At 70.9% G+C, this 23,288-nt stretch carries 16 protein-coding genes; 12 read left to right on the top strand and 4 right to left on the bottom strand.

Annotated features, from left to right (window positions below):
• Positions 1–88 precede the first annotated feature (88 nt).
• The 8 genes from AB4Z14_RS03145 (at position 89) to AB4Z14_RS03110 (ending at position 10,084) form a co-directional block, all read left to right on the top strand.
• On the top strand, positions 89–2,977 hold the full coding sequence (locus AB4Z14_RS03145; RefSeq protein WP_442273892.1) for a Na+/H+ antiporter subunit A: 2,889 nt from the start codon (positions 89–91) through the stop codon (positions 2,975–2,977).
• Positions 2,974–3,456: a Na(+)/H(+) antiporter subunit C gene (locus AB4Z14_RS03140; protein ID WP_442273891.1), complete on the top strand. Its 483-nt coding sequence runs from the start codon at positions 2,974–2,976 to the stop codon at positions 3,454–3,456. Before AB4Z14_RS03145 ends, AB4Z14_RS03140 begins: the two co-directional genes overlap by 4 nt.
• Positions 3,453–5,093, top strand: a complete 1,641-nt coding sequence (locus AB4Z14_RS03135) for a Na+/H+ antiporter subunit D (protein WP_442273890.1) — start codon at positions 3,453–3,455, stop codon at positions 5,091–5,093. The genes AB4Z14_RS03140 and AB4Z14_RS03135 overlap by 4 nt, the downstream gene beginning before the upstream one ends.
• Positions 5,090–5,782 (top strand): Na+/H+ antiporter subunit E, encoded by a 693-nt coding sequence (locus AB4Z14_RS03130; RefSeq protein WP_442273889.1) that lies wholly within the window; start codon positions 5,090–5,092, stop codon positions 5,780–5,782. The genes AB4Z14_RS03135 and AB4Z14_RS03130 overlap by 4 nt, the downstream gene beginning before the upstream one ends.
• Complete coding sequence (locus AB4Z14_RS03125) at positions 5,779–6,105, top strand: monovalent cation/H+ antiporter complex subunit F (RefSeq protein WP_442273888.1); 327 nt, start codon at positions 5,779–5,781, stop codon at positions 6,103–6,105. Before AB4Z14_RS03130 ends, AB4Z14_RS03125 begins: the two co-directional genes overlap by 4 nt.
• Entirely contained in the window at positions 6,102–6,467 is a 366-nt protein-coding gene (gene mnhG / locus AB4Z14_RS03120) for a monovalent cation/H(+) antiporter subunit G (protein WP_442273887.1), read from the top strand. The genes AB4Z14_RS03125 and mnhG overlap by 4 nt, the downstream gene beginning before the upstream one ends.
• Positions 6,468–6,596: 129 nt before the next feature.
• Positions 6,597–8,309 (top strand): ABC transporter ATP-binding protein, encoded by a 1,713-nt coding sequence (locus AB4Z14_RS03115; RefSeq protein ID WP_442273886.1) that lies wholly within the window; start codon positions 6,597–6,599, stop codon positions 8,307–8,309.
• The gene (locus AB4Z14_RS03110) at positions 8,309–10,084 is read left to right on the top strand and encodes an ABC transporter ATP-binding protein (protein WP_442273885.1); all 1,776 of its coding nucleotides are present in this window, start codon (positions 8,309–8,311) and stop codon (positions 10,082–10,084) included. Before AB4Z14_RS03115 ends, AB4Z14_RS03110 begins: the two co-directional genes overlap by 1 nt.
• A gap of 437 nt (positions 10,085–10,521) precedes the next feature.
• Here AB4Z14_RS03110 and AB4Z14_RS03105 read toward each other — a convergent pair whose 3' ends face one another.
• Positions 10,522–12,207 carry a GMC oxidoreductase gene (locus tag AB4Z14_RS03105; RefSeq protein WP_442273884.1) on the bottom strand — a complete coding sequence of 562 codons (1,686 nt, stop codon included), beginning with the start codon at positions 12,205–12,207 and terminating at the stop codon, positions 10,522–10,524.
• Positions 12,208–12,349: 142 nt separating this feature from the next.
• Between AB4Z14_RS03105 and AB4Z14_RS03100 the strand changes: the two genes are divergently transcribed.
• From AB4Z14_RS03100 to AB4Z14_RS03090, 3 genes are read left to right on the top strand one after another with little or no spacing between them, the layout of a single operon-like run.
• Positions 12,350–13,369 (top strand): glycosyltransferase family 2 protein, encoded by a 1,020-nt coding sequence (locus AB4Z14_RS03100; RefSeq protein ID WP_442273883.1) that lies wholly within the window; start codon positions 12,350–12,352, stop codon positions 13,367–13,369.
• 5 nt (positions 13,370–13,374) lie between these two features.
• Complete coding sequence (locus AB4Z14_RS03095; protein WP_442273882.1) at positions 13,375–13,806, top strand: GtrA family protein; 432 nt, start codon at positions 13,375–13,377, stop codon at positions 13,804–13,806.
• Complete coding sequence (locus tag AB4Z14_RS03090) at positions 13,803–15,311, top strand: DUF6056 family protein (RefSeq protein WP_442273881.1); 1,509 nt, start codon at positions 13,803–13,805, stop codon at positions 15,309–15,311. The genes AB4Z14_RS03095 and AB4Z14_RS03090 overlap by 4 nt, the downstream gene beginning before the upstream one ends.
• A gap of 56 nt (positions 15,312–15,367) precedes the next feature.
• Here AB4Z14_RS03090 and AB4Z14_RS03085 read toward each other — a convergent pair whose 3' ends face one another.
• Positions 15,368–17,464: an acyltransferase family protein gene (locus AB4Z14_RS03085; RefSeq protein WP_442273880.1), complete on the bottom strand. Its 2,097-nt coding sequence runs from the start codon at positions 17,462–17,464 to the stop codon at positions 15,368–15,370.
• Positions 17,465–17,680: 216 nt separating this feature from the next.
• On the opposite strand from AB4Z14_RS03085, the gene AB4Z14_RS03080 reads away from it, so the two are divergent.
• Entirely contained in the window at positions 17,681–19,240 is a 1,560-nt protein-coding gene (locus tag AB4Z14_RS03080) for a glycosyltransferase family 2 protein (protein ID WP_442273879.1), read from the top strand.
• Between the two features lie 11 nt (positions 19,241–19,251).
• Here the strand turns inward: AB4Z14_RS03080 and AB4Z14_RS03075 are convergent, their stop codons facing one another.
• Positions 19,252–21,873, bottom strand: a complete 2,622-nt coding sequence (locus AB4Z14_RS03075; RefSeq protein ID WP_442273878.1) for a bifunctional glycosyltransferase/CDP-glycerol:glycerophosphate glycerophosphotransferase — start codon at positions 21,871–21,873, stop codon at positions 19,252–19,254.
• A 192-nt stretch (positions 21,874–22,065) separates the two neighbouring features.
• Positions 22,066–23,187 (bottom strand): GuaB3 family IMP dehydrogenase-related protein, encoded by a 1,122-nt coding sequence (locus AB4Z14_RS03070; RefSeq protein ID WP_020144860.1) that lies wholly within the window; start codon positions 23,185–23,187, stop codon positions 22,066–22,068.
• Positions 23,188–23,288: the final 101 nt, after the last annotated feature.

Below are 23,288 nucleotides of genomic sequence, written 5' to 3'. Positions count from 1 at the left end.
GGCGGGGTCCTTCGCTGCACCTAGGATTGGGTCACGACCGACGCAGAACTGGACCGAGCTCGACACACCCGACGACCGAGGGGCCGCCGTGGCGCAACTGTTGCTCCTGCACCTGCTCGCCGCCGCCCTCGCGCCGTGGCTGGCCAAGGCCCTGCGCACGAAGGCCTTCCCCGTCCTCGCGCTCGCCCCCGCCGTGTCGTTCGTCTGGCTCGTCTCCGTCTCGAACGACGTCCGCGCGGGCAACCTTCCGACCCAACGGATCTCGTGGGTCCCCGGTCTCGGGATCGATCTCGACTTCCGGGTCACGACGCTCTCGTGGGTGCTCGGCCTTCTCGTCACCGGCGTCGGCGCGCTCGTCCTGCTCTACTGCACGTGGTACTTCACGGACCGCGATCCGACGCTGTGGCGCTTCACCTCGGTGTTCACGGCCTTTGCCGGCGCCATGCTCGGCCTCGTCCTCACCGACAACCTTCTCGTGCTCTACGTGTTCTGGGAGCTGACGACGGTCTTCTCCTACCTGCTCATCGGCCACAACCCGGCGAGCTCGACCAACCGGCGCGCGGCGATGCAGGCGCTCATCGTCACGACGTTCGGCGGCCTCGCGATGCTCGTCGGCATCATCATCCTCGGGGTCCACCACACCTACTCGATCTCGGCGCTGATCGCCGACCCACCGCCTCTCGACACCCTCACCGTGACCGCCGTCGTGCTGCTGCTCGTCGGCGCCCTGTCGAAGTCGGCGCTCGTGCCATTCCACTTCTGGCTGCCCGGCGCGATGGCCGCACCCACTCCGGTCAGCGCCTACCTCCACGCAGCCGCGATGGTCAAGGCCGGCATCTACCTCGTCGCCCTGCTCGCCCCGGCCTTCGCCGGCGCCCCCGCCTGGCACGCCCTGACCGTGGGCCTCGGCCTCTTCACGATGCTCGTCGGCGGGTGGCGTGCCCTGCGCCAGCACGACATCAAGCTGCTCCTCGCCTACGGCACCGTGAGCCAGCTCGGCTTCATCGTCGCCATCGCCGGTCTCGGCACCAAGGCGTCCGCGCTCTCGGCGCTGGCCCTCGTCATCGCGCACGCCCTCTTCAAGTCGACGCTCTTCCTCACCGTCGGGGTCGTCGACAAGTGCACCGGCACCCGCGACCTGCGCGAGCTGTCCGGCGTCGGGCGTCGGCTGCTCCCGGTCGCCGTGCCGGCAACGTTCGCCGGTCTCTCGATGGCCGGCATCGTGCCGCTGGCCGGGTTCGTGTCCAAGGAGAGCGCGCTCGAGTCGCTCTGGGAGGACGTCCAGACCTCCGCGCCGCTCCCGGCTCCGTGGAGCTGGCTGACGATCATCGGGGTCGTCGCCGGGTCGGCGCTGACCGTCGCCTACACGGCGCGCTTCCTCTGGGGCACCTTCGCCACCAAGCCCGGCGTCGCCCCGACGCCCGTCAAGGCCGCCCACCCCGGCTTCGTCCTCGCACCGGTGCTGCTCGGCGTGGCGTGCCTGCTCGTCGGCCTCCTGTCGCCACTCGAGTCCCCGTGGCTGCTCCCGTATGCCGTGGGCTTCCCCGTCGGGGCCGAGCCGCAGTCGCTCGCCCTGTGGCACGGCCTGACGGTGCCGCTGATGCTCTCGCTCGTGTCGGTGGCCGTCGGCCTCGTCCTCTTCGCCCAGCGCGACCTCGTCGCCCGGGTGCAGTCCGGCGTTCCGTCGCTCGTCGACGGCGAGCGCGGCTTCGCCCGCACGCTGCGGTGGGTCGACCGCGGGGCGGTCGAGACGACCGCCGTGACCCAACGCGGCTCGCTCCCGATCTACCTCGCCGGCATCCTCATCGTCTTCGTCGCCCTGCCGGGTCTCGCGGCCGTGACCCGCGGCACGGTCCCGGACGTCCGGCTCTGGGACAACCCCGGGCAGGCCGTGGTCGGGGTCGTCGTCGTGACCGCCGCGGTGCTCGTGCTCGTGACCCGCCGCCGGCTCACGGCGGTCATGCTCGTCGGCGCGACCGGCTACGGCGTCTCGCTGCTCTTCATCCTCCACGGGGCTCCCGACCTCGCGATCACCCAGATGCTCGTCGAGACGGTGGCGCTCGTCGTCTTCGTTCTCGCGCTGCGCCGCCTGCCGACGAAGTTCACCCGCCACCCCCACTCGCCTTCGCGCACGTGGCGCATCGCGCTCGGTGTGGCCGTCGGAGCCTCCGTCGGAGCCATCGCGCTGGTGGCCTCCGGGGGCCGCACCGCCGTGCCCGTGTCGGCCGGGTTCCCCACGGAGGCCTATGCGTTCGGCCACGGCAAGAACATCGTCAACGTCACGCTCGTCGACATCCGCGCCTGGGACACCCTCGGCGAGGTGTCGGTCCTCGTGGCCGCCGCGACCGGCATCGCCAGCCTCATCTTCGTCCGCACCCGCAACACCCGGCTCTCCCGGGCGACCTCGAAGTCGTTGCCGTCGACCAATGCCAGCCGCGGCACGTGGCTGCACGGGGGGCGGACGATGCGCAAGGAGAAGCGCTCGGTCATCTTCGAGGTCGTGACGAGGCTCGTCTTCCACATCATGCTCGCGGCCTCGCTCTTCCTCCTCTTCGCCGGCCACAACCAGCCCGGTGGCGGTTTCGCCGGAGGGCTCGTCGCGGGACTCGCGCTCGTCGTGCGCTACCTCGCGGGTGGCCGCTACGAGCTCGACGAGGCCGCGCCGTTCGACGCCGGACTGCTCGTCGGCCTGGGCCTGCTCGTCGCGGTCGGCTCCGCGCTCGCCCCGCTCGCGTTCGGCGGGACGATCCTCGAGACGACGGCCGTCGACTTCACGCTCCCGCCGTGGGGCGAGGTGCACCTCGTGACGTCGCTCGTCTTCGACATCGGCGTCTACCTCATCGTCGTCGGCATGATGCTCGACATCGTCCGCAGCCTCGGCACCGGCATCGACCGTCAGATCGCCGAGGAGGAGGCCGCGGAGACCGAGGAGACGGATGCCTCCGCGGGCGGCCAGGCGGAGGTGGCCCGCCCATGACGACGCTCGCTCCCGCACTCATCGAGTCGACGCTCCAGCCCAACATCACGCTCGTCCTCGTCACCGTCGGGCTCGTCGCCGCCGGCACGGCACTCGCGCTCGACCGCAGCCTCGTGCGCGTCCTGCTCGGCATGGTGCTCATCGGCAACGGCATCGCCGTGCTCTACCTCGTCATCAGCGGACGCGCCGGGCGCGCACCGTTCGTCGGCGAGGACCCCGCGGCGATCAGCGACCCGCTGCCACAGGCCATGGTGCTGACGGCGATCGTCATCTCCCTCGCGACCATCGGCTTCCTGCTCGCCCTGTCCTACCGGCTGTGGCAGATCTCGGGCACCGACGACGTGCCCGACGACGCCGAGGACGCCCGCATCCAGCGCCTCGCCCTCGAGGACCAGACGTCGTCGACCTACGACCCGTCCGAGGAGTCGACGACGACGTCGGACGAGCTCGCGGACGGCGACGGGAGCCCCCGCCCATGAACCTCACCGACATCGCCGTGCCCAACCTCGTGCCGCTGCCCGTGCTGCTCCCGCTCCTCGGCGCGGCCCTGACCCTCGCCTTCCGCCGGTCCCCGCGCCTGCAGCGGAGCGTCAGCATCGCCGTGCTCGCCGCCGTCGTCGCGGTCGCCGGCGTCCTCGTGTGGCAGACCGACGCCAACGGCCCGCAGGTGCTGTGGCTCGGCGCGTGGCAGGAGCCCCTCGGCATCTCGCTCGTCGCAGACCGCCTCAGCGCCCTCATGCTCCTCGTCTCGGGCATCGTCACGCTGCTCGTGCTCGTCTTCGCCATCGGGCAGGGCCAGGCCGACAGCGACGACGAGAGGGAGAGCGAGACCCCGCTCACGATCTTCCACCCGACCTACCTCGTGCTCTCGGCCGGCGTCGCCAACGCGTTCCTCGCCGGAGACCTCTTCAACCTCTTCGTCGGCTTCGAGATCCTCCTCTTCAGCTCGTACGTCCTCATCACGCTCGGCGGCTCGGCCGCGCGCATCCACGCGGGCACGACGTACGTCGTCGTCAGCCTGCTCAGCTCCGCGCTCTTCCTCGTCGCCATCGCCGCCGCGTATGCCGCGACCGGCACCGTCAACCTCGCCCAGCTGGCGATCCGCATCGGCGACCTCGCCCCCGGCGTCGCGCTCGTGCTCCAGCTCTCGCTGCTCACGGCGTTCGCCATCAAGGCCGCCGTCTTCCCGATGTCGGCGTGGCTGCCAGACAGCTACCCGACCGCGCCGGCGCCGGTCACGGCCGTCTTCGCCGGCCTGCTGACGAAGGTCGGCGTCTACGCGATCATCCGCACCCAGACGCTGCTCTTCCCGGACTCGCCGTTGCAGGGACTGCTCATGTGGGCCGCGCTGCTCACCATGGTCATCGGCATCCTCGGCGCCGTGTCCCAGTCGGGCCTCAAGAGGATCCTGTCGTTCACGCTCGTCAGCCACATCGGCTACATGATCTTCGGCATCGCGCTGGCGACGCCAGAGGGCACCGCCGGTGCGATCTTCTACGTCGCGCACCACATCACGATCCAGACGGCGCTCTTCCTCATCACCGGCCTCGTCGAACGTCTCGCCGGCACGACGTCGCTCGACCGTCTCGGCGGCCTCGCCGTCGCTTCCCCCGTGCTCGCGACCCTCTTCTTCGTCTCGGCGATGAACCTCTCGGGCATCCCGCCGCTCTCCGGCTTCCTCGCCAAGGTCGGGCTGCTCAACGCCGGGATCGAGCTCGGCACCCCGCTCGCCTGGTTGCTCGTCGTCGGCGGCGTCGTCACGAGCCTGCTCACCCTCTACGCCCTGACCAAGGTCTGGAGTCAGGCGTTCTGGCGCACGCTCGCCGACGCCCCGCGCTCGACCGAGACGGCAGCCACCATCGAGGCGGGCACCCGCGACGTCGAGCCGGGCGCCGACCCCGCCGGCACCGTCCTCGTCGACACCGTCCGCGTCGACACCGGCCCCCGAGCGCTGCCCCGCACCATGCTCGGAGCCACCGCCGCCATGACGGTCGTCGGGCTGCTCATCACCGTCGTCGCCGGACCGCTCTTCGCCTACACCCAGCGTGCGGCCACCGACCTCATGAGCCGCGAGCCCTACATCACGAGCGTCCTTCCCGTGGAGGTCCGCCGATGACCGACATCAGGACGGCCACGGCCCCGCGCGAGCCCGAGTCGCCGCGCCGTCGGCGGCGGGTGCTGCAACCGCGTGCCGTTGCGACGATCGCCCTCGCCTGGGTGCTGCTGTGGGACCGCCTCACGTGGGGCAACGTCGTCAACGGCGTCCTCGTCGGCCTGCTCGTGACGTATGCGTTCCCACTCCCCTCGATCGAGTTCCAGGGGCGGCTGCGACCGCACCGCGTGCTCCTGCTCATCGCGCACTTCCTCGTCGACCTCGTCGGCGCCTCGTGGCAGGTCATGCGGCTCGCCTTCGGGCGTCGGCGCCTGCGCAACGCCGTCATCGAGGTGCAGCTGCGCTCGCGATCGGACTTCTACCTCACCCTGACCGCCGAGCTCGTGGCCCTCGTGCCCGGCTCGGTCGTCGTCGACGCCCGGCGCTCGACGTCGGTGCTCTACCTGCACCTGCTCGACGTCAGGGGCGAAAGCGCCATCGAGGCACAGCGGGCCCACGTCCTCGCGATCGAGCGGCGCGTCGTCCGAGCCCTCGGGTCCCGTGAGGAGATCGCGGCGCTCGAGGCGGGCGGTCCGCGGCCGGTGGCAACCGGCTCGGCGAGCGCCCCTCGGGGTGCAGGCGACCACCTCGACGCCACCGAGGGCCCGGACCTCGACGACACCAGCCCCCGCGACGGGGAGGAGCGCCCGTGACCATCGTCCTCGGCATCTCGCTCGCCATGCTCGGCGCCGCGGCGGCGCTCGTCCTCGTGCGCCTCTTCCGTGGCCCGAGCAACCTCGACCGCATCATCGCCGCCGAGATCCTCCTCGTCATCGTCATCGCCGGTGTCGCGCTCGAGTCGGCCCGTCAGCGGAGCACGACCTACCTGCCGCTGCTCATGATCCTCGGCCTCGTCGGCTTCGTCGGCGGCGTCGCCGTCACCCGCTTCATGTCCCGTGACTCCGACGAGCACGACGCCGTCGAGGTGGACCACCCGGAGCCACGACAGCAGCCCGAGGGGTGGGAGCAGTCATGACGTGGTCGTCCGCCCTCGACGTCGCCGGAGCCGTGTGCCTCCTGCTCGGCTCGTTCCTCTGCATGGCCGGGGCCGTCGGCCTCATCCGCTTCCCCGACACGCTCTCCCGCCTGCACGCGGCGACGAAGCCGCAGACCCTCGGCCTCATCCTCATCCTCGCCGGGCTCGCCCTGACGCTACGCACGTGGGCGGCGGTCACGACGCTCGTCCTGCTCGCCGCGACGCAGTTCTTCACCTCCCCGGTGTCCGCACACCTCGTCGCCCGGGCGGCCTACCGCAACCGCCTCGTCGACCCCGAGACCCTCGAGGTCGACGAGCTGTCCGAGGCCCTTGACCGCTCGGGTCAGGACCCCGCGCCCTGACCTCGAGGCTTCCACACGGCATACGCCCTCGTGGTTGACCTCAAGCACGCTTGAGCTCCTGCGGTCGGCCCCGTGACCGTGACGAAAAATGGCATGAGGCATACCCGCGCCGAACGTACGATGAACCAAGTGATCTCGCTGCCCCACGCCGACCCCGGCACTCCCGACCTGACCAGCCCGACGGCCTACCTCCGCTGGGTCGGCAAGGGCCAGTGGCGCACCCTCGTCGTCGCCATCGCCTTCGGCATCGTGTGGCTCGTCAGCCAGGCACTCTTCCCCGCCGCGATGGGCAAGGCCATCGACGAGGGCATCATCGGTGGCGACCCGGGCTCACTCCTGCAGTGGTGCGGCATCCTCATCGGTCTCGTGACCGTCAGCGCCCTGTCCGGCGCGATGCGGCACAAGTACGCCGTCGCCAACTGGATGCAGGGCGCCTTCCGCTCGGCCCAGCTCATCGGTCACAAGGCGGCTGACACCGGTGAGGCCCTGTCGCGCTCGGTCCCGACCGGCGACGTCGTCGCGACGGTCAGCTCCGACGCGATGCGCATCGGTGGGCTCTACGACGTGTCAGCCCGATTCGCCGGCGCCGTCGTGTCCTACGTCGTCGTCGCGCTCATCCTGCTCGGCGCCTCGACCCCGCTCGGCCTCGTCGTCCTCATCGGCGTCCCGGTGCTCGTCGCCTGCCTCACCTTCATCGTCCGCCCGCTCCAGGCGCGCCAGCTCGCCCAGCGCGAGGAGTCCGGCAAGCTCATCGGGCTCGGCGCCGACACCGTCGCCGGGCTGCGGGTGCTGCGCGGCATCGGCGGCGAGCACACGTTCCTGAGCAGGTATGCCGTCCAGTCGCAGTCCGTGCGCCAGGTGGGCAACCGGGTGGCCGGCTACCAGGCAGCGCTCGACGCCGCACAGGTGCTGCTGCCCGGGCTCTTCGTCCTCGTCGTCGTGTGGCTCGGGGCACGCTTCGCCATCGCCGGCGAGATCACGGCCGGGCAGCTCGTCGCCTTCTACGGCTACACCGCCTTCCTCGTCATCCCGCTCCGCACGGCGACCGAGATGGTCGACCGGGCGACCCGCGCCCACATCGGTGCCCGCAAGCTGACGAAGATCCTGCGCATCCAGCCCGACCACGTCGAGACGCCGGACGCCCAGCCGCTGCCCACCGGGCCCGCCCGCCTCTACGACCCGCGCAGCGGCGTCACCATCGAGCCCGGCCGGTTCACCGTCGTCGTGTCTGCGCGCCCGGAGGAGTCCGCGGCCCTCGCCGACCGACTCGGCCGCTTCGGTGTCGGAGAGACGGACGTTCGGCTCGACGGCACGCGCCTCGCCGATGCCTCGCTGGCCGAGGTGCGCCGCCGGGTCGTCGTGTCCGAGACCGACCCCCGCCTCTTCACCGGCACGCTGCGCGACGAGCTCGACCCGTGGGGTGACCACGACGACGCCTCGATCCTCGACGCCCTGTCGGTGGCGAGCGGCGACGACGTGCTCGAGGCGCTGCCCGGCGGCCTCGACAACGAGGTCGAGGAGCGCGGCCGGGCCTTCTCCGGCGGCCAGCGCCAGCGGCTCGCCCTGACCCGCGCCCTCCTCACCCAAGCCGACACCCTCGTGCTCGTCGAGCCGACGAGCGCCGTCGACGCCCACACCGAGGCCCGCATCGCCGGTCGCCTCACCGCGGCGCGCGCCGGACGCACGACGGTCGTCATGTCGGCCAGCCCGCTCATCCTCGACCAGGCCGACCACGTCGTCTTCCTGCGCGAGGGCAAGGTCGCCGCATCCGGCACCCACGGTCGTCTCATGGCCGACGAACCCGACTACCGACGCACCGTCGTCCGAGGAGAGGAGGACTGATGTCGCTGACACCAGCGCCGTCCACGCGCACCCTTCCCGTGGCCGACATGGACTCGGTCAAGGACCACACCCGCGGCCTGCTCCGCCGCCACCGCGGCAGCCTGCTCACGGTCATCGGCCTGCATGCCGTCGCCGCGTGCGCCGCCCTCGTGGCGCCCCGCGTCATCGGCCTGCTCGTCGACGAGATCAGCCACGGCCGGTCGCTCGAGGTCGTCAACCGGCTCGCCCTCTGGATCGCCGGCGCGGTCGTCGTCCAGACCGTCGTCACGTGGTTCGCGCGGCGCGCCTCGTTCGTCATGGGCGAGACGATCTTCGCCGAGCTGCGCGAGCAGTTCATGGGGCGCGTCGTCGAGCTGCCCCTGTCGACCGTCGAGCGCGCCGGCACCGGCGACCTCGTCTCGCGCACGACGAACGACGTCGAGGCCCTCTCGCACGTCATCCGCTTCGGCATCCCGTCGATCTTCGTCGGCGCCGTCACGACGACGATCACGGTCGTCGCGGCCTTCCTCACCGGCTGGCAGGTGGCGCTCGCCATCGTCGTCGGCGTGCCGATCCTCGTGCTCTCGACGCGCCGCTACCTGCGGTACGCGCCCGACGGCTACCTGCGCGAGCGCGCGACGTACGCCGTGCTCAACGGTGTCGTCACCGAGTCGGCCGACGGCGCCCGCACCGTCGACGCCCTCGGCCTGCGCAGCCGCCGGCGGCAGCGCATGGACGACGCCCTGCACGACTGCTATGACGCCGAGCTCTACACGCTGAAGCTGCGGATGCGGTGGTTCCCCTCCGTCGAGTTCGCCTTCTTCGCTCCCGTCGCCGTCACCCTCCTCTGGGGCGGCTACCTCATCTCGCGCGACGTCGCGACGGCCGGCACCGTCACGGCGGTGGCCCTCTACGTCCAGCAGATGGCCGGGCCGCTCGACGAGCTCATCTCGTGGCTCGACGAGATCCAGGTCGGTGCGACCTCGCTCGCCCGCGTCATCGGCATCGCCGACGTCCCGGCCGACCGCGCCGCGACGGGCGAGGAGCCGGAGGACGACCACCTCGAGGTCGAGGACGTCCACTACTCCTACCGCGCGGGTCGTGACGTGCTGCGTGGCGTCTCGCTCGACCTCCAGCCCGGCGAGCGCCTCGCCATCGTCGGTCCCTCCGGAGCAGGCAAGTCGACGCTCGGGCGGCTCATGGCCGGGATCGACGGCCCGCGCCAGGGCCGCGTCGACGTCGGCGGGGTCCGCCTCGTCGACCTCGAGCTCGCCCAGCTGCGCGGCCAGGTCGCGCTCGTGACGCAGGAGCACCACGTCTTCGTCGGCTCGCTCGAGGACAACCTGCGTCTCGCCCGCCCCGAGGCCTCGCGCGAGCAGCTGCTCGAGGCCCTCGCGGCCGTCGACGCGCGCAGCTGGGCGCTCGAGCTGCCAGACGGGCTCGACACCGTCGTCGGCTCCGGTGGGCACCGGCTCACCGAACCGCAGGCGCAGCAGCTCGCCCTCGCACGGCTCGTCCTCGCCGACCCGCACACACTGGTCCTCGACGAGGCGACCTCGCTGCTCGACCCGCGTGCAGCCCGTCACCTCGAACGATCGCTCGCCGCGGTCGTCGACGGCCGCACCGTGGTCGCCATCGCGCACCGGCTCATGACCGCGCACGACGCCGACCGCGTGTGCGTCGTCGAGGACGGACGGATCAGCGAGATCGGCTCGCACGACGAGCTGCTCGAGGCCGACGGGGCGTATGCCGCCCTGTGGCGCTCATGGCGCGACGAGCCGCAGCCCGCCCGCTGACAGCCGCTGGGACGAGCCGGCACCAGACCCCACCAGGCGGCACCGCATGACGACGGGGCCACTCGACGACCACGTCGAGTGGCCCCGTCGTCACTGCGTCCGGAAGGCGGTCTCGACAACTTCCGCAAATAAGCGACAGAAGCCGTAACCCCCCTCGGCCTGCGTCGTTGTCAGCGCGGTGCCGGGCTGTTTCTCGACCGGTTGCTAGCCCGCACCGTCGGGTGGGGCCGTCTCTGAGGGGTGACGGCCTCACCCTCCCTCATCTCCCGGTCGGGTGCGCCCGACCCGACCGGTCAGGGGTACCACAGGCTCCCGGTGACGGCCGAGAAGAGCAGGAGCGGCACTCGCTGGGGTCGTCCGGTCGTGTGTGCACCTGCGGGGGCCAGGGCACCGTCGACCGCACCCGGCAGGGTCGCGGCCCGACAGCCCGGACGCGCTCAGGCGTCGACGAGTCGGTAGGCCTCGCCCTGGGCCGGGCGCCGGTCGGCCTCGCCGCGCACGGGCCACAGCGACACGGCCCGCTCGGCCTGCGCCGTGATGGTCAGGCTCGGGTTGACCCCGAGGTTCGCCGAGACGGCCGATCCGTCGAGCACGTGCAGGCCGGGGTAGCCCCACACCCGCTGGTACGGGTCGACGACCCCGTGCTCCGGCGAGTCCGAGATGACCGCCCCGCCGAGGAAGTGCGCCGTCATCGGGATGTCGAGGACCTCGCCGACCGACGACCCGGGCCAGGCCCGCTCCCCCGTCGTGCGCTCGAGCCGCGCCGCCATGGCGCGCACGGCCTCGTTGCCCTCGGGGATGTAGGTCGGGTTGGGTTCGCCGTGGCCCTGCGTCGAGGTCAGGTGCCACCCGAGGAGGCCGCGCCGGCGGCGCACCTTGATCGAGTTGTCGCTGCTCTGCATGACGAGGGCGATGACGGTGCGCTCGCTCCAGCGCCGGCTCGACAGCGACCGGGCGAAGACCCACGGGTGGCGCGCGACGGTGCCGGCGAAACGCACCCAGCGGGGGACGCGTCCGCCGCCGTCGACCTGCATGACGGCGAGCGCTCCCATGAGGTTGGACCCCTTGCCGTAGCGGCAGTTCTCGACGTGCGTCGTGTCGTTGACGTGGAAGCTCGACGTGATCGCCACGCCTCGTGTCAGGTCGACGCCGTCGGGCACCCGCGCCGTCATCGCCCCACCCAGGGCCTCCGAGTTCGTGCGGGTCAGCTCCCCGAGCGTGTCCGACAGGCGCGGCAGCCCCCGCCCCTCGGGCTCGGCCTTCATGGCCTGGAGCAGCTGGGCCGTGCCCCACGCCCCTGCCGCGACGACGACCTGGCCGGCCGTGACGGTGCGCTCCCCCGCCCGACGCCGACCCCACGACCCGCTGCGGACGGTCGTGACGGCATACCCCTGCTCCGGCGCGGCCGGGTCGAGCGGCCGCACCCGGGTCACCGTGCGCAGCGGCTCGATGCTGACACCGCGTCGCTCGGCGAGCGCGAGGTAGTTCTTGACGAGGGTGTTCTTGGCACCGACGCGGCACCCGACCATGCAGTTGCCGCACTCCGTGCACCCGGTGCGGGCCGGCCCCTCACCGCCGAAGTAGGGGTCGGGGACGCGCTTGCCCGGCTCGCCGAAGAAGACGCCGACCGGGGTCTTGCGGAACGTCTCGCCGACACCGAGGTCGGTGGCCGTGTCGCGCATCAACTGCTCGACCGGGCCGTGGCACGGGTTGACGGTCACCCCGAGCATGCGCTGGGCCGTCGCGTAGTGCGGCGCGAGCTCGGCCTGCCAGTCGGTGATGTGCCCCCACTGGCGGTCGCGGAAGAACGGCGCCGGCGGCACGTAGAGGGTGTTGGCGTAGTTGAGCGACCCACCACCGACGCCGGCGCCCGCGAGGACGAGGCAGTCGGGCAGTCGGTGGATGCGCTGGACCCCGAAGAGGCCGAGGCGCGGTGCCCAGAGGTAGCGGCGCACGTCCCAGCTCGTCCGGGCGAAGTCGTCGTCCTCGAAGCGGCGGCCCGCCTCGTAGACGTGGACGCCGTAGCCCTTCTCGGCGAGACGCAGCGCGGCCACGGACCCGCCGAAGCCGGACCCGATGACGACGACGTCGTGGTCGTGGTCGTGGTCGTGGTCGGTCTTCATGGACGTCAGGCTAACGGTCCGAACACCCCTAGGCTACCGACAGTAAGTTCCTTGCGACGGCTGGGCGAGTGTCCGGGCGCGTGGTCGGCCGCGTGTAGAGTGGCCTCCCGTGGAGGGGAGAACTGAGTCGTCGGACCGCGCCGTGGAACTGTCCATCGTGGTCCCCTGCTACAACGAGGAGGCGACCCTCGAAGCCCTCTACTCGGCCCTCGTCAACGAGTTGTCCGACCGGGTCGGCTCCTGGGAGATCCTGCTCGTCGACGACGGCAGCCGCGACGACACGCGCCTGCTCGCGGGATCGATGGCGACGTCGGACCCACGGGTGCGAGCGTTGGGCCTGAGCCGCAACTTCGGCAAGGAAGCGGCTATGTACGCCGGGTTGCAGGCGGCGCGCGGACGGTTCGTCATCATCATGGACGCCGACCTCCAGCATCCGCCGGAGCTCATCCCGGCGATGCTCGACTACGGACGTCGGGGCTGGGACCAAGTCGTCGCCCGACGCACGCGAGGCCAGGAGAAGGTCGTCCGCAAGAGCGTGTCCCGCCTCTACTACCGCCTGGTCAACGGCCTCATGGAGGTCCGCCTGACCGACGGCGCCGGGGACTTCCGTCTCATCAGCCGCCGCTGCGTGGACGCCCTGCTCCAGCTCGGTGAGGTGCACCGCTTCTCCAAGGGCATGTTCGCGTGGGTGGGCTTCTCCCAGATGGAGATAAAGTACGACGACGTCGCGAGCTCTCGTGACGGGTCGACGTGGACCATGCGCTCGCTGTTCAACTACGCGATCGAAGGTGTGCTGTCGTTCAACAGCAGACCGCTCCGTCTGGCCATCTGGATGGGCGTGATCGTCATCTGCATCACCGTCGCATACTCGATGTGGATTCTCCTGGCGGCCCTCATCAACGGCGTCGACACCCCAGGTTACGTGACGACCATCGCGATCAGCTCTCTCATGGGCGGGGTCCAGCTGCTGACGCTCGGGATCATCGGAGAGTATGTCGGCCGGATCTTCAACGAGACCAAACGACGCCCGATCTTCCTGCTCTCCTACGACAGCCAAGGGTCCATGGCGAGCCCCCAGATCGCGCCACACGCGTTCGACGGGTCGCTCGATGAGGAGCCCGAGGTCGTCGACCTGGCCGAGACCGGCCACACGTCGACATGAGGGCGATGATCGACGAGCACTTCCGTCCCCTGATGCGGTTCGCGCTGGTCGGAGTGCTCAACACGGGGGTCTACTACGGCATCTACCTGCTCCTCGTCCAGGTCGCCCCATACCTCGTCGCCCACGTCGTGGGCTGGTTCGTCTCCATCAGTTTCTCCTTCCTCATGAACTGTCGATTCACCTACCACGTCAGGCCGACGTGGAAGAGATACCTGCTCTTCCCGCTCTCCAACCTCCCGAACATCCTCTTCACCTCGGTGGGGGTCGTGGGGCTCGTCGAGCTGCTTCACGTCAACGTGCGGCTCGCGCCTCTGATCGCGGGGATCTGCGCCATCCCGTTCTCGTACCTGCTAGGAAGCCATCTCATGCGTGACCGCGACCCGTTCAGTGACGTCGAAGCGTCGGCGGACGGCGCCGTGGTCGGAACGACCAGGTGAACCCGATCGTCTGGCGCGGGCCGGCGGAGCGGCTGCCGCGGCTGCTCGAGGTCGCGGTCCTGGCCGTCATCGTCGTGACCTTCGGCGTGCTGGCCGACCTGTTCCCCTACAGCGGGGACGACTGGGCCTGGGGCTCGCAGATCGGCGTCGACCGGCTGTCGACCTTCTTCGCCGACTACAACGGCCGCTACGCCGGCAACCTCGCCGTCCTCGTCCTCACGAGGTCGAGTGCCGCGATGGCGGTGACGATGGCCCTGGCGGTGGCAGCGGCCGCCTTCCTCGTCCTGCACCTCGCTCGTTTCCGGACGCTCACCGGATACGTGCTCGTCTATGCGCTCCTGCTCGCGACCCCTGTCGACGTCTGGCGCCAGGGCATCGTCTGGACCTCGGGTTTCAGCAACTACATGCTCGCGACGCTTTCCATGCTGGGCGTCATGGTGGCCCTCCGGTCTGCGCTGACGCGGACCTCCAACCGCCCCACTCACCCCGTCCTGCGGGGTATCGCGCTCTTCCTGCTCGCCTTCGTCGGCCAGCTCTTCATCGAGCACGTGACGATCCTCGTCGTCGCCGTCACGGGTGGGTGCGTCCTCTGGTCGGTCGTCACGCGTCGAGGCGTCGGGGCGTCCCTGTGGTGCCTCTTCGTGGGCGCGGTGCTCGGGGCCGCCGCCATGTTCTCGAACGGCGCGTATCGTCGCGCCTTCTCAGGCGCGGATGGCTACCAGAAGATCGGGTCGCAGGGCGGGAGCCGAACGGAGCAGATGCTCACCTCGCTCGACACGATCATCGGGACATACGGCGTCGCTCTCAACACCGCACTCAACGTCGTCCTGTTGGGTCTGCTGGGCCTGGTGGCGGCACGCCGAGCGACTCACGCGAGCCGGGCCACCGCCCGACTCTTCTTCGGCGCCATCGGCGTGGTCGCCCTCTTGGCCGCTGTCCTCGTCGTGTGGTGGGTGCCACACGACGCGTCCGCTCTTACGTCGGGAGGAATCGCCAGTCTGGTGCTCGTGCTCGTGACGATGGCGTGTGCCATGGTCACCGTGGAGGACCACGAGGACCGGCGGCTCCTGCTGTTCGTCACCATTGGCTTCGTCCTCCTCATCGCGCCGCTCCTGGTGGTGAAGCCGCTCGGGCCCAGGTGCTTCGTTCCCTCGTACGTCCTTCTCCTCGTGGCGGTCGCCGTGCTCGCACGCGTCGGCCTGCGACACCTGGGCCGCGTCCCCGCTCGGGCCTCGGCCTACATCCTCGTCGCCGCTGCGGCGGTCATCGGGGTCACGGCCTTCGTCGTCCGCTACGAGATCTACCACCGCATCGACGAAGCCTCCGCGGCGCGACAGGCGACCGCTCGGACGGCCGTGGCGGATGGCGCGTCGCGCGTCGTGCTCAGGCACCTACCGTACGGCGGGCGGTGGGTCCATGCCCCCGACCCCGACTTCGAGCCGTGGGAGACGCGCTACAAGCTCTTCTACGACCTGCCGGCGTCCCTGGCGATCACCGTCAAGTAGTCGCCAGGGCGTGCACACCGTGCATGTCGGCCGCCGCGCAGGCGTTCCTCCTGGGGTCAGGGACGCAATGCCCTCGTCACCGCTGAGGCCACCTCGGGGTAGAGCGTCATGGAGTACTGCGTCGTCATGTGCCCGTGATCGAAGTACGTGATCAGACCCCCGACGACGGCGGGACACCTGCCGGACTTGCACAGCAGGCTGGTGGCATCCAGGGTGCTCACCGCTCCTGCTGGAAACCCACCCTGGAGTGCTGCTGAGGTCAGAGGGTCGGGTTCGAGGCCCTTGTCCACGTCGATTCCGCACCGCGTGAGGTCGTCCGCGTAGCGGGCCACGCAGTCCGGCACATTTCCTCCCGCGTCGGGGGTGTCGCGAATGACGAGCACCCGCAGGCCTTGGCGAACGAAGCCCTCGAGCACACGTCGGTAGGCCTGCTGCGCCACCGCCGTCTTACGGTTGGCGGGCACACCGACCAGCGGTTGGAGCGTACGGTCCGACATGACCACGAGGTCGTAGCCGCCCGAGTTGATGCGCTGACGAGTCCAGTCGTTCCACGCTCGGCAGTTCGCCCCGATCTCGGGCGGGTTGAAGGAGATGGGCACGTCTACCGAGTAGCACTCGGAGGTGAGGTAGGTGTCGATCCGCCATCCGCGTTCGCGGGCCAGGCTGTGCAGCGGGGGAAACCAGGCACCCGCGTGCGAGTTGCCGTACAGGGCGATCCGCACGGGGGTCGAGCGTGGGCCGTAGCCGCACACCTTTCGTCGGGTGAACGGGCGTTCGTTCCAGCAGCCGTCGGAGTAGACCTCGGGTTTGTCCTTGGCAGCCGCGACCGGCGAGGTCAGCAATGGCATGTCGCGGGTGGCGCAGGCAGCGGTGCGGAAGAAGTCTGCACCCACGCACCTCGCCGAAGGGTCGACGACGACGGTCGCGGCAGACTCAGTGACCCGCTGGGCGTGCCACAGGGCGAGGCCCGCGAGGCCGGCCGAGAGCGCGAGGCAGGCCCCGAGCAGCACGAAGGAGCGCCTGACGCTCTGAGTCAGCTTCGGCGCGAGGCGGAACGGCTCCTCGACCCAGCGTTTCGACAGGCCCGACAGGCAGAGCACACCGGCGATCAGGACGCACTTTTGCCACGCCCGCATGTCGTCCTCGTCGAGCACGAACGGCGCGATCACGATCGCGGGCCAGTGCCACAGGTAGACCGAGTACGAGACGTCGCCGAGCCACTGGACGTGACGCCCGGACCAGAGCCGCCGTGGACCAGTTCGGAGGTCGTCGGACCTTGCCGCGATGACCGCCGCAGCTCCCAACGTGGGCACCAGTGCCGCGACACCCGGAAAGGAGGTCTCGACGGTGAACGCCACGGCGGACCACAGAATGGCGGCCAGGCCTCCCCAGACGAGCAGGGAGCGGACGACGGCGCCCCGGGCGCGAAGGCCGGCGTGGACCGCCGCAGCGACCGCCGCCCCGACCCCGAGCTCCCACACCCGGGTCGTGGTGACGAAGTAGGCCTGACCGGCATCCTCGCGGGTGAACCAGGCCGAGAAGGCAAGGGACACGAGGCTGACGACGCCGATCACCAGCAGCGGTGGGAAGCGGAACGAGAGCCCGCGGCGACGGCACACGAGCAGGGCCAGGCCGATGAGCACTGGCCAGACGACGTAGAACTGCTCCTCCACCGACAGCGACCAGTAGTGCTGGGTCGGCGACTGCAGCTGGTCGGTCGCGAGATAGTCGGTCGAGGTCAGGGCGAGCAACCAGTTCTCGACGTAGAACGCCGAGGCGAGGACCTCCTTCGCCACCCGCTCATGGACCGTCTGGGGAAGCCAGACGATGCTCGCCGCGAGCGTCGTCACGAGCACGAGGGTGGCCGCTGGGATGAGCCGTCGGATGCGACGAGACCAGAAGGAGAAGAGATCTTCGGCGCTACGGATCGGACGTTCGAGGAGGTGGAGCGTGATGAGGAAGCCGGAGATCACGAGGAAGACGTCGACCCCGACGTAGCCTCCGGTGAGGCGCTGCGGCCAGGAGTGGTAGACCACGACGAGCGCGACTGCGACGGCGCGCAGCGCCTGGATGTCCCTGCGCGGTTGCGCGACCTGAGCGGAGATCTCTCGGGGGCTGGTGACGACGTCCTCGGCGTCGCCGACGATCGCCACACTCGGTCTGTCGGGCAGTGCCAAGGGATCTACTCCGGATTGCTGGTACTCCTGTGCGGGCTGTGCCCCTGCCCACCGCGAAATGACCCAGACAAACTAACGCACGAACCTGCCGGAGACCGATTCGCCGGGCTGGGGGGCGCTCGCGAGCACAGGCTCCGCTCAGACAACGGCCCATAGGATGGGCCGACCCTCCTCGACCGGAAGAGAACCTGCGTGCCCTCCGCCGCTCCCCTGCTGACCGTCATCTGCAATGTCCACAACGACGCCGCACGGCTCCCGAGGGCCGTCGGGTCGGCCCTCGCCGCGTGCGAGGGACCCGACGTCGAGGTCCTCGTCGTCGACGACGGCTCGACCGACGACACCGGCGCCGTCGCCGACCGGCTGGCCGCCGAGGACGATCGCGTACGCGTCGTGCACCGTGGCGTCAACGACGGCGCCCCGGGGGCGCCGCGCAACCTCGGCCTCGACGAGGCCCGCGGGGACTGGGTGGCCTTCGTCGACAGTGACGACACGTACGTCGCGGGTTCCCTGCGCCGGCTCCTCGAGGCCGCGGTCGCCCAGGACGCCGACGTCGCGGCCGGCGCCGTGGCCCGCTACAACGAGCGGACCGACCGCGTCACACCGCTTCCGGCGACCGGCTACACCACGGGGCCGGTCGACCCGCTGTCGCCCGGCTCACCCCTGTGGCAGGACACCATCGCCGTCGCGAAGGTCATGCGGCGGGCGCTGCTCGACGAGGAGGCGATCCGCTTCCCGGAGGGCATCCTCTACGAGGACCAGCCCTTCACCGTGGCGCTCTGGTCGACGGCGCGACGGGTCGCGACCCTCGACGAGGTCGTCTACCACTGGTACGTCAACAACGTCGCGGGCGAGGAGTCGATCACCGCGCGACGCCACGAGATCGCCAACGTCCACGACCGCCTCGCCGCCAACCGGGCCATCGACGTCCAGTTGACCGGCCGGCCGGACCTCGCGTCGGCCAAGCTCGACAAGTTCGTCCGACACGACCTGTCGCTCTACGGCAAGGACCTGGACTCCCGGGACGCCGACTACCGGACGGCCTTCCTCGCAGCGGTGCGGGACTACCTCACCGAGCTGCCCACCGAGCTGCGTGAGGGTCTCGACCAGCCCTACCGCCTCGCGGTCCGCGAGCTCGTCGACGGCAGCTCCGAGAGCGCCGTGGCCGCCTGCCTCTTCGCCTATCGCCGCCTCCACGTCGACCGCCCGCTCGCGTTGCGCGCCGACCGGTGGTGGTGGCCGTACCGACCCGCGGGCGAGGCGTCTGCCGACCACGACCTGACGTCGGTCGTCGCGACGGAGCATGCCCGGCGAGGCCGCATCTGGACGGCCACCTGTCGCGAGGTGCACGTGGTGCAGGGCGCCCTGCACCTCTCCGGCACGGTCGTCGACGGGGACGGCGCCATCGGTGCGCACGCGCGTCTCGCCGTCTCGCTCGTCGATCGTGACAGCAGCGCACGCCTGTCCTCGGCCGTCGCACGGCTGCGCCGCGACGGCGCCTTCGACGCGGTCCTCGAGCTGCCGTCACGCGGCGCGGTCGCGACACCTGCCACTGCATGGGACGTCAGGGTCGACGTCGTGGGTGCGCTGCGCAGCCGGCTCCCGGTGCGGACCCGCAAGCCACACCCCGTCGAGCTGCCCACGACCGTCGGACTCCCGTCGCTCGACGGCATCGAGGCCTACCGCACGCGCAACGGCAACCTGTCGCTCCGGCCGTCCAGCGACCGTGCGGGCCCGGCCGGCGACGCCGGCTGAGCCCGCGGCCGTCAGCGGCTCACAGCCGCGGGCTGGTCCTTCTTCGGGCGGCCAGGCTCACCCTGGCGGGCCTTGTCGAGCTCCTCGATGGCCGCAGTGACGCGGGCGCAGCACTGGCCGTCACGCATCGGGAACGTCGCGTCGATGCGGCTCTGGAAGTCCGGGCGGGCGGCATACCCGTTGTCGGCGATGTCGACGACGGCCGCGACAGCGGCCTCGACGTCCTCGACGACCGGCCCGAAACCGTCACGGGGGTACTGGAAGTAGCCGGCCCGGCCGACGTGCCCGCCGGCCATGACCCGCTGCGCGTCGAACTGGAAGTAGACGACGGGGCGGTCCATGTAGGCGGCGTTGAACGCCATCGACGAGTAGTCGGTGACGAGCACGGCGGACCGCGCGAAGTACTCCTGCACGTCAGCGCCGTCGAAGGACAGGCGCAGCACCGAGTCGGGCAGGTCCATCTTGGCCAGGACCGGCTGGATGTTCGGGTGCGGCAGGAACGCCACGGTGCGCCCGGTGCGGGCGGCGAGCTCGGTCAGTTCCGGGCTGCGCAGGAAGGCCGTCCACGCCTTGGCGTACTCGGTCTCGAAGAAGTGCGAGTCGATGACGCGACGCTGGCTGCCCGGCTTGAGTGGCGGGACGAGCCAGTTGCGCCAGGTCGGTGCGACGAGGATGAGGTCGCACGCGTCGCCCTGGATCCGCTGCGCCTTGGCGTGCAGGCGGTCGAAGCGCGGCAGACCGGTGAGGGCCACCTCCTTGGCCGTGAAGACGTAGGGCGAGCCGTCACCCGCGATCGACTCGTACTCCCCCGGCGTCGACGTGACGAAGATGTCCATCTGCTTCGGGTTGAGCCAGCGGGACAGGTCGTCCTTGATGACGCCGTGCTGGAGGAAGGTGAACTTCCAGCGCGGGTCGATGTGCTTGAGGATGGCCGGCGGCCTCTGCACGGGCGCGTCGATGTGCGAGGAGATGAGGTGCCCGGCGTTGATCATGAGCAGCTTCCACCGCAGCGTGCCGTGGGCGACGAGGCGCGAGCCGTAGCCCTCGGCCTTGAGCCGCTTCCAGTCCGGGGTGTCCTTCTCGAGGACGAACCACGCGTTGACGTCCTCACGGTTGTCGCGCAGCCACCGGAAGAGGATCTCGCCCGAGTCGTTGGCGTCGTGGATGCGGTCCATGAGCACCCAGGCGCCCTCGAACTGCTTGCGCACCTGGGCCCGGGAGGCGAGCACGCGCACCGGGTCGACCTTGAGCCGGTCGAGAGCCTCGCGACGCCGCCGACCCGGACGACGGAAGCGGTTGGCGATCGCCCGGGCGCCCAGGGCACGCGTGCGGACGCCCTTCCAGGCCCCGAGCAGCTCGACTCGCGAGCCGTCGAGACGCAGCTCGAGGGTGCCCCGGGCATCGACCCAGAGGACGCGCTCCCACATGAGCGTGTCACCGAAGAACTCGATGGCGCGCGTCTTGGCGTAGCGCGGGGCCTTGAGCTCACCGCGCGAGTAGACCGCCTCCTCGGGCGGTTCGCCGATGTAGCGGTAGAGCACGCGCACCATGCGCTTGGTGCGGTCGTACTTGTCCGTCACGGCGTACGAGGTGTGCCAGTCCCGGCCGCGGAGGCCGTGCAGCAGGATGTCGCGCCAGTGCGGCTGGAACTTGCGGATCGTGAAGGAGTCGACGACGTCAGGCGCGAGCAGCTCGGCGATCTCGCCGAGGGTCTCGCGGAACGTCGCCGCGAGGTCACCACTGATGGCGGACGCCGAGTTGGCCATGGCGTCCTCGGACGAGAAGTACCAGGACAGCTCGTAGAGGATGACGTGCTGGACCCACATCGGGACGGCGCCGTGGCGGCGACGCGCCTCGCGGAGCAGCTCGAGGTAGCCGTCGCGGGGGACGGTCGAGTAGCGGCCCGTCGCGGAGATGCCGGTCTGCAGCGTCGAGCTCTGGTCGGCACGCTTGCGGTAGTAGTAGCACGCCGACCCGACGAAGCCGGTCTGCCGGCTGGGCGCCGCGAGCAGGTAGCGCACGGCGAAGTCGCCGTCCTCGAAGTTCGGGCGCAGCCCCGCGTTGAAGCGCAGGTCGCCGATGACGTCGCGGCGCATCAACGAGGTGGTCGAGCTACCCGGGATGTAGGAGGTCGCGACGTCGAGGTCGACGAGGCGGTCCTCGGCGTACATCTTCCAGCGCGGGTGCTTGCCGAGCTCGCCCGTGCCCTCGTTGCGCAGCACGACGTTGGCCGAGAGGAACTGGACCTCCGGGTGCGCGGCGGCGAAGGCGGCCATCGAGGCGAAGAACGTCGCGTTGACGGTGTCGTCGGGGTCGATGAAGGTGACCCACTCACCGGTGGCGCGCTCGAGGCCGGCATTGCGGGCTGCGGCCTGCCCGGCGTTCTCCTGGTGCAGCACGACGACCTCGCAGCGGGCGCGGGTGGCCCACTCCTCGAGGACGGCCCGCGAGTCGTCGGTCGAGCCGTCGTCGACGAGGACGAGTTGGAGTCGCGCGAGGTCGAAGGTCTGCGCCTCGATCGAGGCGATGTACTCCTCGAGGTAGCGCGAGACGTTGTAGACGGCCGAGACCACCGAGAAGAGTGGCCTGCCCGGACTCGGCAGGGTCACGTGCTCGGGAGTCGCCTCGGTCATGTCTGGTGCCTTTCCCGCACGGGGCGGCCTCGTGGCTCCCGTGCTCCGGTGGATCTGGTCTCGCGGCGGGAGTTCCCTGACGCCATCCCGGCCGCGCCACCCCGCTCGGGGCGATTGCCGCACAAATACTATCTGTCCCGAACGGGGGCCGTTCGGGACGCCGTAGCCGCCCCCGAGGGGACGGCTGGGCGCTCAGTTGCCGAGGTAGGGCGAGACGACGACCTCGACGCGCTGGAACTCCTTGACGTCGGAGTAGCCGGTCGTGGCCATGGCCCGCTTCAGGGCTCCGATGACGTTGGTGGCGCCGTCGGCCTGTCGGCCCGGGCCGAAGAGGATCTCCTCGAGGGAGGCCTGGGTGCCGAGCGCGATGCGCTCGCCGCGCGGCAGCTGCTGGTGGTGGGCCTCCGGGCCCCAGTGGTAGCCGCCGCCGGGGGCGTCGGTGGCCCGGGCGAGGGCCGCCCCGAGCATGACCGCGTCGGCGCCGCAGGCGACGGCCTTGACGATGTCGCCGGACGTGCCGACGCCGCCATCGGCGATGACGTGGACGTAGCGGCCACCCGACTCGTCGAGGTAGTCGCGGCGCGCGGCTGCGACGTCGGCGACGGCCGAGGCCATCGGGGCGTGGATGCCGAGGGCCGTGCGAGTCGTGTGCGCCGCGCCACCACCGAAGCCGACGAGGACACCGGCCGCGCCCGTGCGCATGAGGTGCAGGGCCGCCGTGTAGGACGCGGCGCCGCCGACGATGACGGGCACGTCGAGCTCGTAGATGAAGCGCTTGAGGTTGAGCGGCTCCGCGCGACCGGAGACGTGCTCGGCCGACACCGTCGTGCCACGGATGACGAAGAGGTCGACGCCGGCATCGACGACGGTCTTCCAGTGCTGCTGCGTGCGCTGCGGCGACAGGGCGCCGGCGACCGTGACCCCCGCCTCGCGCAGCTGGCGCAGCCGCTCGGTGATGAGCTCGGGCTTGATCGGCTCGGCGTAGATCTGCTGCATGCGCGCCGTGGCGGCCTCCGGCTCGATCTCGGCGATCTCACGCAGCTGCGCGGTCGGGTCCTCGTAGCGGGTCCACAGGCCCTCGAGGTCAAGCACCGGCAGGGCACCGAGCTTGCCGAGCACCGTCGCGCTCTCGGGCGAGACGACGGAGTCCATCGGCGCCGCCATGACCGGGATGTCGAAGTGGTAGGCGTCGATCTGCCACGACACCGAGACCTCCTCGGGGTCGCGCGTGCGCCGCGAGGGCACGACGGCGATGTCGTCGAAGGAGTAGGCGCGCCGTCCGCGCTTGCCTCGGCCAATCTCGATCTCGGTCACCGGCCGATCCTACCGACCCGGTCACGAGCGGACGTATGCCGTCCCGCGGGCTCCGCGGGACGGCATACGTCATCGGGTGGTGCGCCGGGTGGCCCGGAGCG

This window comes from Terrabacter sp. 2TAF16, assembly GCF_052115065.1.
Lineage (GTDB): Bacteria > Actinomycetota > Actinomycetes > Actinomycetales > Dermatophilaceae > Terrabacter.
Note: the sequence above shows the minus strand (reverse complement) of the source record. Positions and strands in the feature narration are given on the sequence as shown.